The sequence below is a fragment of the Aeromicrobium sp. genome (assembly GCF_049586495.1).
GTDB lineage: Bacteria > Actinomycetota > Actinomycetes > Propionibacteriales > Nocardioidaceae > Aeromicrobium.
In genome coordinates, this window is record NZ_JBAVCB010000004.1 from 1 (window position 1) to 15,140 (window position 15,140).

At 66.2% G+C, this 15,140-nt stretch carries 12 protein-coding genes; 6 read left to right on the forward strand and 6 right to left on the reverse strand.

Features of this window, described 5'->3' with window-relative positions:
• The first annotated feature begins 662 nt into the window (after nt 1-662).
• Nucleotides 663-1,319, forward strand: coding sequence for a hypothetical protein (locus WB508_RS00080; protein ID WP_423842825.1), 657 nt, complete (start codon nt 663-665; stop codon nt 1,317-1,319).
• Nucleotides 1,320-1,433: 114 nt separating this feature from the next.
• Here the strand turns inward: WB508_RS00080 and WB508_RS00085 are convergent, their stop codons facing one another.
• The 3 genes from WB508_RS00085 to WB508_RS00095 all read right to left on the reverse strand — a co-directional run bounded on the left by WB508_RS00085 (nt 1,434) and on the right by WB508_RS00095 (nt 5,665).
• Nucleotides 1,434-3,023: an RNA polymerase sigma factor gene (locus tag WB508_RS00085; RefSeq protein ID WP_423842836.1), complete on the reverse strand. Its 1,590-nt coding sequence runs from the start codon at nt 3,021-3,023 to the stop codon at nt 1,434-1,436.
• A gap of 161 nt (nt 3,024-3,184) precedes the next feature.
• Nucleotides 3,185-4,663, reverse strand: a complete 1,479-nt coding sequence (locus WB508_RS00090; RefSeq protein ID WP_423842826.1) for a glutamate--cysteine ligase — start codon at nt 4,661-4,663, stop codon at nt 3,185-3,187.
• Between the two features lie 18 nt (nt 4,664-4,681).
• Complete coding sequence (locus tag WB508_RS00095; protein ID WP_423842827.1) at nt 4,682-5,665, reverse strand: DUF4192 domain-containing protein; 984 nt, start codon at nt 5,663-5,665, stop codon at nt 4,682-4,684.
• A gap of 104 nt (nt 5,666-5,769) precedes the next feature.
• Here WB508_RS00095 and WB508_RS00100 point away from each other — a divergent pair, with 104 nt between their 5' ends.
• From WB508_RS00100 to WB508_RS00115, 4 genes are all read left to right on the forward strand, one after another.
• The gene (locus WB508_RS00100; RefSeq protein ID WP_423842828.1) at nt 5,770-6,360 is read left to right on the forward strand and encodes a GNAT family N-acetyltransferase; all 591 of its coding nucleotides are present in this window, start codon (nt 5,770-5,772) and stop codon (nt 6,358-6,360) included.
• Between the two features lie 12 nt (nt 6,361-6,372).
• Nucleotides 6,373-7,680, forward strand: coding sequence for a DNA polymerase IV (locus WB508_RS00105; protein WP_423842829.1), 1,308 nt, complete (start codon nt 6,373-6,375; stop codon nt 7,678-7,680).
• Entirely contained in the window at nt 7,677-9,785 is a 2,109-nt protein-coding gene (locus tag WB508_RS00110) for a S9 family peptidase (RefSeq protein WP_423842830.1), read from the forward strand. The genes WB508_RS00105 and WB508_RS00110 overlap by 4 nt, the downstream gene beginning before the upstream one ends.
• Nucleotides 9,786-9,860: 75 nt before the next feature.
• Nucleotides 9,861-10,823 carry a sigma-70 family RNA polymerase sigma factor gene (locus tag WB508_RS00115; RefSeq protein ID WP_423842831.1) on the forward strand — a complete coding sequence of 321 codons (963 nt, stop codon included), beginning with the start codon at nt 9,861-9,863 and terminating at the stop codon, nt 10,821-10,823.
• A 15-nt stretch (nt 10,824-10,838) separates the two neighbouring features.
• Here WB508_RS00115 and coaE read toward each other — a convergent pair whose 3' ends face one another.
• Both coaE and WB508_RS00125 read right to left on the reverse strand, forming a co-directional pair.
• Nucleotides 10,839-11,441, reverse strand: coding sequence for a dephospho-CoA kinase (coaE, locus tag WB508_RS00120; RefSeq protein WP_423842832.1), 603 nt, complete (start codon nt 11,439-11,441; stop codon nt 10,839-10,841).
• A gap of 11 nt (nt 11,442-11,452) precedes the next feature.
• Nucleotides 11,453-12,298 carry an SH3 domain-containing protein gene (locus tag WB508_RS00125; protein ID WP_423842833.1) on the reverse strand — a complete coding sequence of 282 codons (846 nt, stop codon included), beginning with the start codon at nt 12,296-12,298 and terminating at the stop codon, nt 11,453-11,455.
• Nucleotides 12,299-12,475: 177 nt separating this feature from the next.
• On the opposite strand from WB508_RS00125, the gene WB508_RS00130 reads away from it, so the two are divergent.
• A complete protein-coding gene (locus WB508_RS00130) occupies nt 12,476-13,834 on the forward strand; it encodes a class I adenylate-forming enzyme family protein (protein WP_423842834.1) in 1,359 nt (452 codons plus the stop codon).
• A 205-nt stretch (nt 13,835-14,039) separates the two neighbouring features.
• Here WB508_RS00130 and WB508_RS00135 read toward each other — a convergent pair.
• On the reverse strand, nt 14,040-15,140 hold a 1,101-nt coding region (locus tag WB508_RS00135; RefSeq protein WP_423842835.1), incomplete at its 5' end, for a S1 RNA-binding domain-containing protein.

Sequence of the window (15,140 nt, forward strand, 5' to 3'; positions counted from 1 at the left end):
TGTGAGGGAATTGCGGATGTTGTCGCCGTCGTACCCGCTAGGGCGCTCATCAAACCGACCTCGAACACGCGCACCGACACCGCGATGGCGCGAGCGTGGCACGACGACCCCCGCGAACCTGTCGTTCAACTCAGGCTGGTGGCCGTGATGCCAGTCTGAAGCGAGCGGCGGTGTCGACTCAATCAGCAGGTGCCTGATCCGCTGTCACCTCACACGTCGGCTCCCGACAAAACTTGTGCGCGAACAATCCGGCCCTCGAGATGGAGCTCGGGGACCATGCGGACCGTCGCCCTGTCACCTCGGCACCGGGGGGCGGTCGTCCCTTCAGGAAAAATCAGCGACCGATATTGACCAGGATCGTCAGGATCACGGACAGCGCAACAGAAACCGCGATCATCGTCAGGCACCCGAAGGTGCCACCGAGAGGGCGAACTCGAAATGGGCTCATGCGGCGACACGTACCCCCAGCGGCGACCCCTACACACCGCACCACCTCAAACATCCCCCGAGTCGCGCGGCGCGGTCGTTCATTCGTAGCGAAGGTCTGGCGCGCCGAAGTCGGTCGTTCGATACTGATGGGTGACAGCGCAACCAACGGCTCGTGACGTCGGAACTGAGCGCGCCCGGATGGGTCGAAGCTGCGGCTGCGAAATGAGGCGTCCGTGGCGAAAATCACTGGCAGAATGCATCATGCGCCAATGACGCATTGGCGCGCTCTGAGCCTAGTTGGACTTTGGATGTACGCGGCGATTTCTCTGTCTGCGTGCGGTGCGGACAGCGAGGAATCGACATCGAAGCCTGCGCCGTCGACCTCGAGCTCGTCCTCAGCCGAGGCGTTGCCGGCGGACAAACAGTTTGAAGTGGACTTCCGCGAGATCGTGGCGCGTGTGCCCGACTGGTCCATCGCCGACGTGCAAAAGTATTTTCAAGGCTCACCATGTGCGGGTGACTGGGCATCGGAAGCGGGAGGCGGCTCTGGCGGGAACTTCGACGTCTCGACCAACGGCGAAACCGGGCAGGTGTGGCACGAGGTGGTTGGGTTCCCATCGGCCGCCACGGCTTCGAGTGCAGCAAGGCGGCTCGTCGAGAACCTCGAGTCCTGCAAGACAACAAAGTGGAGCGATCAGCCCCTCGAACAGGCCGGCTCGGCGCTGGTCTCCTCTGCCGATGGATTGATCTGGGTCGGTCAGAAAGGCAGTGAAGTCGGCCTTGTCTCCGCAGTGACGACCGACGGCCCGCCGCCGCAGGGTGTCCAGGTCAAGATCGCCGACCTCATCATGGCAGACCTCACAAGGCTTCACGACGAACGACGGGGATAGGCTCCGCGCCTGACCCCGGCTCGTTCGTCACGCTCGCTGCGAGCGATTCTGGGTGCCCGCCGATTGCAGGACGACCGTCGTCACCGACACATCATCGGTGCGGTTCCGCGATTTTCAGTCGAGGTAGTCGCGCAAGACCTGCGAGCGCGACGGGTGTCGCAGCTTGCTCATCGTCTTGGACTCGATCTGGCGGATGCGCTCACGCGTGACCCCGTAGACCTTGCCGATCTCGTCCAGCGTCTTGGGCTGACCGTCGGTCAGACCAAAGCGCATCGACACGACACCAGACTCGCGCTCGCTGAGTGTGTCGAGCACCGCGTGCAGCTGCTCTTGCAGCAGCGTGAACGAGACCGCATCAGCTGGCACGATGGCCTCTGAGTCCTCGATCAGGTCACCGAACTCTGAGTCGCCGTCCTCGCCCAAGGGCGTGTGCAGGCTGATCGGTTCGCGACCGTACTTCTGGACCTCGACGACCTTCTCAGGCGTCATGTCCAGCTCGATGGCGAGCTCATCAGGCGTGGGCTCACGGCCGAGGTCCTGCAGCATCTGGCGCTGGACGCGGGCGAGCTTGTTGATGACCTCGACCATGTGCACCGGGATGCGGATGGTGCGGGCCTGGTCGGCCATGGCCCGAGTGATGGCCTGGCGGATCCACCAGGTGGCATACGTGGAGAACTTGAAGCCCTTGGTGTAGTCGAACTTCTCGACCGCGCGGATCAGACCGAGGTTGCCCTCCTGGATGAGATCCAGGAACAGCATGCCGCGCCCCGTGTAGCGCTTGGCCAGCGACACAACCAGGCGCAAGTTCGCTTCGAGCAGGTGGTTCTTGGCGCGTCGTCCGTCCAGGACGATCCATTCCAGCTCTTCCTTCATCTTGGCGCCGATGCGCCCGCCCTTGTTCTGCTTCTCCTCCGAGAACAGGCCGGCCTCGATGCGCTTGGCGAGATCGACCTCCTCGGCGGCGGTCAGCAGCGGGACCTTGCCGATCTGCTTCAGATAGTCCTTGACCGGATCGGCTGTGGCTCCGGCGACCATGACCTGTTGCACCGGCTCATCGGATTCATCGGCCGCGGAGATGGTGAACGAGGACGAGGACGAAGCCTTCTCGTCCTCCTTGAGGGTGGGATCGGTCTTGAGATCCTTCTCGAACACATCATCGGGAATGTCCGGCAACACTTTGTTGCCCTGCGCGTCAACGATGATGGCCCCTTCGACGACGCCGGGCGTCCTGAGCGCCTTGTCGAGCTCGATGGCGGCGGGCACGTGTGACTCCTCAGCGGCAGTGGCCGACTTCTTGGCAGGAGCCTTCTTGGCGGGATCCTTCTTGGCAGGAGCCTTCTTCGCTGCGGACTTCGCGGCGGGAGTCTTCGAGGCGGGGGCCTTCCTCGCAGCGGCCTTCGTGGCGGACGTCTTCGACGCAGGAGCCTTCGCGGCATTGGCCTTCTTGGCGACCGACGCGGCCTTCTTGGCGGGTGCCTTGGTGGCAGGCGCCTTCTTGGCCGGCGTCGCCTTCTTGGCTGCGGGAGTCTTCTTGGCTGTGGAGGAAGGGGGCTTCGTCACGGTCTCTTCTGGTTTCGCGGAGGCGGGTGTGCTGACGGACTTCGTGTCGGATTGCTGTGGGGCTGACTTCGGCGTGTCTGATGTTGACTTCTGAGAGGAATCTGAGGGGGTGTCCGAGGTGCTGCGGTTGGCAGCACTGCGAATGAGCTTGGAGCCCCTCCGGACCAGTCGGGCCGCGGGATTCACCGGCACGTCAAACCTCGCTCATCGGTAGAAGGGCGCAACGAACAGACCTGTGGTCAACCTCTGCGCTCAAGTGTGCCACGGCAGGACAATGTCGACTGACTCGGGGCTTCAGCGTCTCTTCAGGAATGGGTGGGCCAGGTGTGGACCGGTTCTCCCCTGTGCATCTGCTCTTCGTAGGCGCTGGTGGTGGCCCGCAGGGCCACCTGTCGGTCAGGGTCGAGCGTCATCTGGTGCGCAAACTCCTCAATCAGCCACGTCGAGCCGTTGCGACCCGCGATGCAGCGCTGCTCGATGATCCCCAGCAACCGATCTCGAATCTCGGCGTCGACGCCTTGTTGCTCCAGACCGGCATGGGCCAGCGGCAACAGCCGACGAAGCACCAGCTCGCGCACCGGCACCGTGCCGACTCCGGGCCAGTACTGATCCGCCTCGATCCCCAGCCGCGCAGCCAGATGAAAGTTCTCCTCGGCCGCCTTGAACGACAACTGGGACCAGACCGGACGTTCGCTGCCGCCGAGGACTGGGACGAGTCCGTAGAAGAATGCGGCGTTGGCCATGATGTCGACGACGGTGGGCCCAGCGGGCAGGACCCGATTCTCGATGCGCAGGTGGGGCCGACCATCGGCCACGTCGTAGATGGGCCGGTTCCAGCGGTAGACGGTGCCGTTGTGCAGCCGCAGCTCGGGCAAGCCAGGAATGCGGCCCGCTTCGAGCTCGATCAACGGGTCCTCGTCATCAGTGATGGGCAGCAGCGCCGGGAAGTACCGGACGTTCTCCTCGAACAGGTCGAACACCGAGGTGATCCATCGCTCACCGAAGAACACTCGCGGACGTACTCCTTGCGCCTTCAGCTCTTCGCTGCGCGAGTCGGTGGCCTGCTCGAACAAGGCGATGCGGGTCTCGTGCCACAGCTGATGTCCCAGCAGGAACGGCGAGTTGGCGCCCACGGCAACCTGTACGCCAGCGATGGCTTGGGCCGCATTCCAGTACGCGGCGAAGTCATCCGGCTCGACCTGCAGGTGCAGCTGGGTGCTCGTGCAGGCCGCTTCCGGCATGATCGTGTCAGCCGTGGTGTCCAGCCGGTCGACTCCGTCGATCACGATGGCGATGTCCTCGCCACGCGCGGCCATGATCTGCTCGGACAACAGTCGATACCGGGGGTTGGGCGAAATCGTGTGGTACCCAAGATGTTCTTCGGCCAAGGTCGGCAGGATCCCGATCATGACCAGGTGCGCCCCCACGCCGGCGGCCTTGCCCTGGGCTGCGTTGAGATCGTCGCGCAGGCTCGCCTGCAGCGTGTCAAGGCCCATGCCGTCGATGCGAGCCGGAGGGACGTTGATCTCGATGTTGAACAGACCCAGCTCGGTCTGAAAGTCCTTGTCCGCGATCGCCTCGAGCGCCTCGCCGTTCTTCAGCGCCGGGTTGGACTGGTCGTCGACCAAGTTGAACTCGATCTCGATGCCGACGTGAGTGTGATCGACCGAGAAGTCGCGCTCTCCCAACATCCGGGCGAAGACGTCAAGGCACCGACGCACCTTGGCGCGGTAGCGCGTGCGGTCCTCGCGGCTGAACTCGCGGGCATCGACGTCCTGACCCATGCGGTCACCCTAGAGCGCTCACCCCGCGTGGCGCAGGTCATCGGTCCAGTCGAAGCGCTGTGGTGACACCCCGGCCTCGACGACCTGGAGCACCAGCGATGCCATCGAATAGGCGGGATCGGCCGCCAGTGCGCGTTGCGCTGCGATCGTTGCCTGAGCTCCGTCACCAGTCAGCCACGCAGCGAATCCGGCGAGCGACAGCACGGCCGGCTCGTACGGTGGCACGACCACGCTCGCCACGCGGACCATCAGGTCGAATGCAGCCTCAGCGTTGTCGAGGGTGAATCGTCGCCACCAGGCGTCACGCACCGTGATCGCCGAGACCCACACCGACAGCGCGGCCGCCTCGGCATCGCTCACGGTGCCGCCACCGATCACGTGGCTGAGCAGCGGATCGAGCTCGCGCAGGCCCACCGCGTCGGAGCTCTCGTCAGCGGCAGCCAGCACCCCGAGCATTCGAGTGCGGGCGGCCGCCGTGAGCTCGATCATGTGCGCGCGCCGCTCTCCCGTCACCGGCGCAAAACGACCGACGAGGGCTTCCCTGTCCGGCAGGATCTGTTGCCCGTTGGCGATGGCCTGCACGATCGACAGGTGGTGGTCCGACGTCTCATACGCAATGCCCTCGATCGGGAAGCCCGGAACGTCGACCCAGTACCGGAGGCCATCCGATCGGGCGATCACGATGGGCTCGATGCTTCCCAGCTGGTGCTCCACGGCGTCGAGCACGTCGTGGGCGACATCTTGATGCTCGGTGACCGCGAGCAGGATGACGCCCTCGGCATCCTGACGGCGCAGGTGCCCGACCATCATGGCGGCGGCCTCGTCGGCGTGGCGCGCTGCTGGCATGTCCAGGCGCATGCGAAATCCCATGCGTCGCCGAGGTCCGTAGGTGGCCACGGCGATCACGGATTCGCTGGGGCGGAAGCCGAACATGGTCGGCAACGCGTTGAACAGGTCGGGGATGTCGTGCGCCGTGAAGACCGGGCGTCTGTCGGAGGTCATGTCCTCACGGTGCGGCCGTGGACACGGTGCGGCGAGCACCGTCACAGGGTCTGTGCACAAGCGCGCCATCGCGATCAGTCTGTGGAGAGTCGTACGCTCCTGCCGTGGACTTCCTCTCTCCAGTGACGCTGACCGGAGCCAGGGTCTCCCTGTCCCCGATGAACATCGAGGACATCGATGGTCTGGCTGCGGCCTCGGCCGATGGCGACCTCGCCTCCCTGCACTACACGCAGGTCCCTGCACCACCTGACATGGGCGATTGGGTGGAGCAGTGCCTCGCACGGCAGCGAACAGGAACATTCATGCCCTTTGTGGCTCGGCGCCTCGACACCGGCGCGATCATCGGGATGACGGCATTTTTGAACGTGACGCCCGAGGACCGCCGACTCGAGATCGGAAATACCTGGAATGCGGCGTCGGCGCAACGTTCGGGAACCAACACCGAGAGCAAGCTGCTGCTGCTCGGTCACGCCTTCGAGACCCTCGACTGCATCGCAGTGGAGTTTCGCACCCACTGGCTCAACCAGCAGTCACGCCGAGCGATCGAGCGACTCGGCGCCAAGCACGACGGCGTGCTTCGCAACCACCGTCGGATGCCAGATGGCAGCCTGCGCGACACCGCGGTGTACTCGATCCTGCCGCACGAATGGCCCGCCGTCCGCCGTGAGCTGCAGCGCCAGCTCCAGTCCCGGTGAGTTCTGCCTGACATGCGCACCACCGCGTCGATCCTCCATCTGGATCTCGATGCCTTCTTCGCCGCCGTCGAACAGCGGGACAAGCCCTCGTTACGGGGCAAACCGGTCATCGTGGGCGGCATCGGCACCCGCGGCGTCGTCAGCACAGCGTCCTACGAGGCGCGACGCTATGGCGTCCGATCGGCCATGAGCATGGCCGAAGCCAGGTCTCGATGCCCACACGCCGCCTTTCTGTGGGGCCGCTTCGATGCGTACCGCGACAGCAGTCGCCTCGTCATGCAACAGCTCGCTCAGCTCTCGCCGCTGATCGAGCCTTTGTCCCTCGACGAGGCATTCGTGGACCTGGCTGCTGGCCCCGCAGCCGCCCTGGACGTCGAGACCGTCGTGGCTGATCTGCGCGCCGACATCACCCGTGTCACCGAGGGTCTCACCGCATCGGTGGGCGTCGCATCGTCGAAGCTGATGGCCAAGATCGCCAGCGAGATCAACAAGCCCAATGGAGTCTGCATCGTGGCGCCCGGGACCGAGCTGGACGTCCTCGGACCCATGCAGGTCACGGCCATCCCCGGCGTCGGGCCGGCCACGGCGGAGCGGCTGCGCCGCGCTGGCGTGCACACGGTCGACGACTCCCGGAGGCTCGGCGATGTCGATCTGGTGCGCATCCTGGGGCAGGCATCGGGCCAGTCGCTGTTTCGGATGGCTCGCGCGGATGACGACCGACCCGTGGTCGCCGATCGAGAGACCAAGTCGATCAGCATCGAAGACACCTTCGAGGTCGATGTGGTCGACCGCGAGCGCTTGGGACGCACCATCGACCGGATGAGTCGTTCAGTGGCAGAGAAGCTGTCGTCCGGGGGCCTGTCGGCGCGCACCGTGACGCTCAAGGTGCGGCACCACGACTTCGAGTCCCACACCCGGTCGTCCACACTGCCGGGCCCGACCGACAGTCCCCGCGTGGTCGGCCAGACGGCCCAGCGACTGCTCACCTCGATCGACCTGCGGGGCGGGCTGCGGTTGATCGGCGTGGGCGTCAGCGGACTCGCCGACTGGGTGCAGGACGATCTGTTCGAGGGCTCCGAAGAGCTGGACGTCGGACCCGAACCCGAGGCCGAGGCAGACGCCGCCCTCGAGCCGGTCACCTACCGGGCCGGCATGGACGTGCACCACGAACAGCACGGCGACGGCTGGGTCTGGGGTGCCGGACTCGGGCGCGTCACGGTGCGCTTCGAGACTCGGCACACTCCGCCGGGTCCGGTGCACACCTTCGCCACCGAGGACGCTGAACTACGTCCGGGGCACACCTATACGGTCGAACCATGAGCACTGTCACGCCTCCTCCGGTCGCCGAACGTCGACCCATCACGCGGGTCCACCATGGTGACGAGGTGGTCGACGACTACGAGTGGCTGCGGGACAAGGACGACCCCGCCACGATCGCGTACCTCGAGGCAGAGAACGCCCACACCGACGCCGCCGCCGAACACCTGGAGCCGCTGCGCCAGCAGATCTTCGACGAGATCAAGGCCCGCACGCAGGAGACCGATCTGTCGGTCCCGGTCCGACGGTCCAGCTGGTGGTACTACGCCCGCACCGTCGAGGGAAGCCAGTACGCGATCCGGTGCCGCTGCCCGATCGCCGATGCCGCGGACTGGACGCCACCAGAGCTGGAAGCCGGCAGTCCGATCGACGGCGAGCAGGTGCTGCTGGACTCCAACATCGAGGCTGAGGGCCACGAATTCTTCTCGCTTGGCGCCTTCAGCGTGAGCGACGACGAGAACCTGGTGGCGTGGTCGGTCGACACGACCGGCGACGAGCGCTACACGATCCGCATCAAGGACCTCCGGACCGGCGAGGTCCTGGGTGACGAGATCACCGGCGCGAGCGCCGGAGCCACCTGGTCCGCCGACGCGAGCCAGCTGTTCTACACGACCGTCGACGACGCCTGGCGACCCCACCGCGTCTGGCGTCACGCCCTGGGCGCCGTTGGCGATGACACGATGGTGTTCGAAGAGCCGGACGAGCGCTACTTCGTGGGGGTCGGACGCACGCACTCCGAGAAATTCCTGGTCATCGGCCTGTCCTCCAAGGTCACCAGCGAGTACCGCGTGCTCGAAGCCGATCAGCCGAAGGGAGAATTCCGCACCGTGCTCCCCCGCCGCGAAGGCGTCGAGTACTCGCTCGAGCACGCCGTCATGGGTGATGACGACGTGTTCTTGGTGCTGCACAACGACGGCGCCCTCAATTTCGAGCTGGCGGCGACGCCCGTCGCCCAGCCCGGTGAGCTGACCGTGCTGGTTCCCGGCAGCGACACCACGCGACTGGAGGACATCGACGTCTTCGCGCGGTGGATCGTGCTGTCGTACCGACGTGACGCCCTGGCGCGCATCGCGATCCTGCCGATCACCCCGTCTGGACAGCTGGGCGAGCCGCACGAGATCGACTTCGGCGAGGAACTGTTCACCAGCGGCATGGGCGCCAACGCCGAGTGGGACCCGCCGGTCCTGCGCATGGGCATGGGTTCCTTCGTCACACCCTCCTCGGTGTTCGACTACACAGTCGAGACCGACGAGCTGACGCTGCTCAAGCAGACACCGGTGCTTGGCGGCTACGACCCTGCCGAGTACGAGCAGCACCGCACCTGGGCCACGGCCGACGACGGCGCCCTTGTTCCGGTCTCGATCGTCTGTCGAGTCGACACCCCGCGCGACGGCACTGCGCCGGGCCTGATCTACGGCTACGGCTCGTACGAGGCCAGCATGGATCCGGGATTCTCGGCGATGCGGCTGTCCCTCCTGGACCGAGGATTCGTCTTCGCGATCGCTCACGTGCGCGGCGGTGGAGAGCTCGGCCGGCACTGGTACGACGACGGAAAAATGCTGCGCAAGCGCAACACGTTCACCGACTTCGTGGCCGCATCGCGGCACCTGGTCAACGAAAGGTGGACCAGTGCGGACCGGCTGGTGGCCGAAGGGGGCAGCGCTGGCGGTCTGCTGATGGGAGCGGTAGCCAACCTCGCGCCCGACGCCTACTGCGGCATCGTCGCGGCCGTGCCTTTCGTCGACGCGCTGACCACGATCCTCGACCCCGATCTGCCGCTCACCGTCATCGAGTGGGACGAATGGGGCAATCCGCTGGAGGACCCCGAGGTGTACGCCTACATGAAGTCGTACACGCCGTACGAGAACATCGGCGCGCATCCGTATCCGGCGATCCTCGCCGTCACCAGCCTGCACGACACACGCGTCATGTACGTCGAACCCGCCAAGTGGGTGGCGAGGCTCCGAGCCACAGCGACCGGCGACGTGCAGGTGCTCCTCAAGACCGAGATGCACGGAGGTCACGGCGGCGTCAGCGGGCGATACGCCTCGTGGAAGGAACGCGCCTGGGAGCTCGCGTGGATCATCGACATAGCACGCAGTACCTAAGAAGCCACTGAGAGCGGAATCCCCCGGGTGTCATCTGCGTTGTGTTGAGTACAGGCCACAGATGGTCGAACCACAATGGGGAGGCGCCAGGTGAGTACCACCAGCAGGAGCACCAGCACCGAGGGAAAAGACAGCGTCGGCATGTACCTCGCCGAAATCGCTCGCACGCCCCTGCTCGATGCCGAGCGTGAAGTCGATCTCAGCAAGACCATCGAGGCAGGCCTGATGGCCCGACACCTGCTCGACACCGGACGCGTCGGACGTCGCAAGGGCGGCGCTCCGAAGTCGGCCACCGAGGAAGAGCTGACGTGGATCGCCGAGGTCGGCGAGCAGGCGCTGCAGGAATTCATCGCGGCCAACTTGCGCCTGGTTGTCTCGATCGCACGCAAGTATGGACGGTCGGCCATGCCCATGCTCGACCTGATTCAGGAGGGCAACACGGGCCTGATTCGCGCAGTGGAAAAGTTCGACTACGTCAAGGGCTTCAAGTTCTCGACCTACGCCACGTGGTGGGTCCGACAGGCCATCACCCGCGGTATCGCCCAACAGGCGCGCGTCGTGCGGCTGCCGGTACACGTCGTTGAAGAGCTCAACCAGGTCACGGCGGCACGCCGCAATCTGGAACGCCAGCTCGGCTACGACCCGGAGCCCGCTGAAGTCGCCCTCGAGCTCGGCATGGACGTCGACCGGGTGATCGACCTGATGGCGTGGGGACGAGATCACGTGAGCCTCGACTCCCCCGTCGACGAGGACGGCGACACGTCGCTGGGCGACCTGATCGCCCGCGAGACGGCACCGGGCCCAGACACACAGATCATCAGCGCAGAGACGCGCGACCTGGTCGCCCGTCTGGTGGGCCACCTCGGCGACCGAGAGGCCGACATCGTGCGGGCCCGCTACGGCCTGCTTGACGGACGCCAGCAGAAGCTCGCCGACATCGGCAAGCGGCACGGCATCTCAGCCGAGCGTGTCCGCCAGCTCGAGCGTGAGGCGCTCAACAAGCTGCGTCAGATCGCCGATCCGGATCTGGCCGCCTAGCACAGGCAGACGTCGCTACCCGGCGGTCTTGTCGACGAGCGTGCGCCACACCTCGTGAACATGTCCTGCCAGGTCGTCCACCGGGCCAGTGTTGTCGATCACCAGATCGGCGACGCTGACCCGTTGTTCGCGGCTGGCTTGGGCCGCGATACGCGAGCGAGCATCCTGCTCGGTCATGCCGCGCTGACTCATCAGCCGCTCGACCTGGACGTGCTCGGGGACGTCGACCACCACAACGACATCCATCTGGGCGGCCATGCCCATCTCGACAAGCAACGGATTGTCGTGCACCACGATCGCGTCGGCCGCGGCAGCTGTGGCGATCTGCGCTGCACGCTCCCCGATCGCGGCGTGCGTGATCGCCTCGAGGTCGCGGCGCGCGTGTTCCTCGGCGAAGACGATCGAACCCAGGGCCGCACGGTCGAGGGTTCCGTCCTCCAGCATGACATCGGCGCCGAATCTCTCCACGATGGCGGCGAGCGCGGGGGTGCCCGGCTCGACGACGTCACGCGCCAGCTGGTCGTAGTCGATGACCACGGCGCCCAGACGGGCCAGCTCAGCGCTGACCGTGCTCTTTCCTGAGCCGATCCCGCCCGTGAGCCCCACGGTCAGCGCCACAGCGGCATCCGTCAGCTCGAGGCGGAGTTGCCGTACGTGGTGACGTGCACGTGGTCCATGTGATTGGCCGTGGCGCTACCGCGATCCGACATGCCGCGCCAGGCACCCGACGTGGACGGACGCCAGATGCGCTGGCGCCAGATGAGGTACTCGATGCCGAGCTCGGCGCGGTTCGCCATCAAGAACTCGGCAACCTGGTTGCCGACTGCGGTGGAGTTCATGATGTCCAGCGCCTGTCCGGTGGCGTGCTCGCCGCGATTGGCGAGACCGCCGTAGCTGCTGATCTCCGGGAACTTGGCACAGACGGCGCGAAGCACCTTGACCGTGTCCGGCTGGAGCCCTCGCTCAGAGCCCGTGGGACACGGAACCGTGCCAAGGGGCGGCTCGGGCACCGGCGGCTGATCGACCGCGAGGTCCTTCGACGCTACCCACCGGGGCGCGCCCTTGTGCATGATCTGGGTCCAGTCGCCGGACTCCTTGCCCGTGACGTCGACCGAGTCGCGGAACTTGACCGTGGCCAGCTTCGGGGAATCGGGATCGGAGTCCGCACGGATCGCGGTCTTCTTCTTGGCGTAGCGAAGATCGGTGATCAACGCTTCGATCTCGGTGTCGTTGGGCAGCGGCGGACGCTCAGCGTCGCGGCTGACGGTGGTGGGAGGGGATGCCTCGGCCACGGCGAGAACGTTGGTGGAGGCCAAAGCGGACTCCGCGGGGTCTGCCGCCGGGTTGTCGACGACGACAGCCACTGCAGCGCCGAACATGGCCAACAGTCCAAGACCGGGGACCACGGCGCGCGCGACGGAGATCCGACGACGTCTGCGGTGCAGCACAGCTCGTCGGTTACCGGGTGATGCCACGGGGGAACCGCCTACGAGTGGGGGATGACCAGACGTGCCGCTTGGGGGCACCGGGGGGAAGACCGTCAAGTCAACCATACTGGACCCGGCGAATCACGTTGACGAATCACACCCTCGCGGCCGACGTGACCCATCTCTCCCCCACAGCCGCGAACCGCCCGACGACGAGGAGGCACGGTGCCCGTACCCGACGTTCATTCAGCCTCCGCGAGCGAAAGCGGCCAACGCCGCGTCGCCGGTGCCCTGGCGAGGTCCGGAGCACGTGAGGGCGACCGCGTCGTCCTCACCGTGCCCGGCTCTGCCGCATACGTCGACGTCGTGCTGGGCGCCACACGCTCTGGAGTCGTCCCGGTGCCGCTGGACCCACGACTCACCGACCACGAGCTGAACCGCATCATTCGCGACGTCGAACCCGGCATCGTGATCAACACCCAGGACCGGCTCGAGGCACTGTTTCAGGGACCCGAGCACGACCTGGCGCCATGGCCGCGGTGCCGGCCCATGCACTTCACGTCCGGCACCACCGGACAACCGAAGGGGGTGTGGTCCGGACTGTTGTCCCCCTCCGACGCTGAGGCGCTGGCGCTGGAAGAAAGGGAGCTGTGGGGCTTCGCGGACGGCGACATCGATCTGGTCGTCTCTCCTGTCTACCACTCAGCCCCTCTGCGCTTCGCGACGGGAACGCTGCTCGCTGGCGGATCGATCGCGGTGCTGCCACGCTTCGACGCTGCCGCGCTCGTCGACACGATCGAGGCGATCTCACCCACGTCGATGTTTTGCGTGCCCGCGCACCTGCAACGTCTCTTCGCTCATCTTGACGCCACCGGTGAGAAGATCGACGCCTCATCGTTCCGGCTGCTCGCCCACGCCGGGGCGCCCTGCCCGCTGCCGGTGCGGCAACGCGCCCATGAGGTGTTTGGCTCCAGTGTCGTCTGGGAGTTCTACGGATCGACCGAGGGGCAGTTCACCGCGTGCTCGGCTGAGGACTGGAGCGCCCATCCCGGCACTGTCGGTCGCGCTCGCGCCGGACGCACCATCACGATCGACGACGAGGGCCTGATCTGGTGCGCCGTTCCTCCCTGGGCGCGATTCGAGTACTGGAACGATCCGGACAAGACCGCGACCAGCTGGCGGCAGACACCGGACGGGCCCGCCTTCACCGTGCGTGATCTGGGCCGGGTCGAGGACGGCTTGGTGTACCTGGACTCACGTCGGGAGGACCTGATCATCAGCGGCGGTGTGAACGTGTACCCGGCCGAGGTCGAGGCAGCGCTTGAAGGCGTCGCCGGGCTGGTCGAAGTTGCCGTCTTCGGTCGTCCCGATGACCAGTGGGGCCAGCGGGTCTGTGCCGCCTTCGTCGGCGACGTCAGCGCGGACGATCTGCGGGCCCGCGCCGCCGAACGGCTTGCACCGCCGAAGCGTCCCAAGACCTGGGAACGGCTCCCGGCACTCCCCCGGACGGCGACCGGCAAAGTGCGTCGCGGCGAGCTAGCGGGGCCCGACGGCGCGCCGCCCCCGACCTCGCGCCCCTACTAGGCCGACGATCTGCTCGACCGACAGTCTGAGTTGTGCAACAGCTCCTCGGTCCGGACCAGTCGCTGACCGGTCAGTCACTACGACGAGCTCGTGCCGGTCTCGTCGCGGGATCGACGGGCGAAGGTGTGGAACCATGGCCCGCACGACGAGACCCCCCGACCAGCAGGTCGGGGGGTCTCGTTCGTGCGCAGGTGGCCAGTGACGACTACTGGTCGCCGCCGGTCAGCTTCTCGCGCAGGGCCTGCAGGGCCTCGTCCGAGGCGAGCGAGCCTTCCTGGACCGGAGCCGCGCTGTTGCCGTCTTCGTCGACAGCAGCCGATGCGGTGTCCGAGGAGTAGTTGCTCGCCTCGGCAGCCTCGACGCCAGCCTTCTCGGCATCAACGATCTGCTGCTTGTGCGCTTCCCAGCGCTCGTGAGCCTCGGCGTACTGCTTCTCCCATGTGGCGCGAGCATCGTCGAAGCCGTCCTGCCACTCGCCGGTCTCGGGATCGAAGCCGTCGGGGTAGATGTAATTGCCGGCCTCGTCATACGAGGACGTCATGCCGTAGAGCGTCGGGTCGAAGTCGTCTCCGACTGCGGCCTCGGTCTCGTTGGCCTGCTTGAGCGACAGCGAGATGCGACGACGCTCCAGATCGATGTCGATGATCTTGACCATGACCGAGTCGCCGATCTGGACGACCTGCTCGGGGATCTCGACGTGACGCTCAGCGAGCTCGGAGATGTGCACCAGGCCCTCGATGCCCTCCTCGACGCGGACGAACGCACCGAACGGAACCAGCTTTGTGGCCTTGCCCGGGACGATCTGACCGATCTGGTGGGTACGGGCGAAGTGCTGCCACGGGTCTTCCTGCGTCGCCTTGAGCGACAACGAAACGCGCTCGCGGTCCATGTCGACGTCGAGCACCTCGACGGTGACCTCGTCACCCACCTGAACAACCTCGTTCGGGTGATCGATGTGCTTCCAGGACAGCTCGGACACGTGCACCAGGCCATCGACGCCGCCGAGATCGACGAACGCACCGAAGTTGACGATCGAGGAGATGACGCCCTTGCGCACCTGCCCCTTCTGCAGCTCGGTGAGGAAGTTCTGCCGCACGGCGGACTGGGTCTGCTCGAGCCACGCACGGCGCGACAGGACCACGTTGTTGCGGTTCTTGTCGAGCTCGATGATCTTGGCCTCGATGGTCTGTCCGATGTACGGGTCGAGGTCGCGCACGCGGCGCATCTCGACCAGCGACGCCGGCAGGAAGCCGCGCAGACCGATGTCCATGATCAGGCCGCCCTTGACGACCTCGATGACGGTGCC

Bases quoted from the DNA above. Each gene is read 5' to 3' on its own strand.
- WB508_RS00115 (WP_423842831.1), top strand. From the start codon at position 9,861: ATGGGGAGGCGCCAGGTGAGTACCACCAGCAGGAGCACCAGCACCGAG.
- WB508_RS00110 (WP_423842830.1), top strand. From the start codon at position 7,677: ATGAGCACTGTCACGCCTCCTCCGGTCGCCGAACGTCGACCCATCACG.
- WB508_RS00090 (WP_423842826.1), bottom strand. From the start codon at position 4,663: ATGGGTCAGGACGTCGATGCCCGCGAGTTCAGCCGCGAGGACCGCACG.
- WB508_RS00105 (WP_423842829.1), top strand. From the start codon at position 6,373: ATGCGCACCACCGCGTCGATCCTCCATCTGGATCTCGATGCCTTCTTC.
- WB508_RS00095 (WP_423842827.1), bottom strand. From the start codon at position 5,665: ATGACCTCCGACAGACGCCCGGTCTTCACGGCGCACGACATCCCCGAC.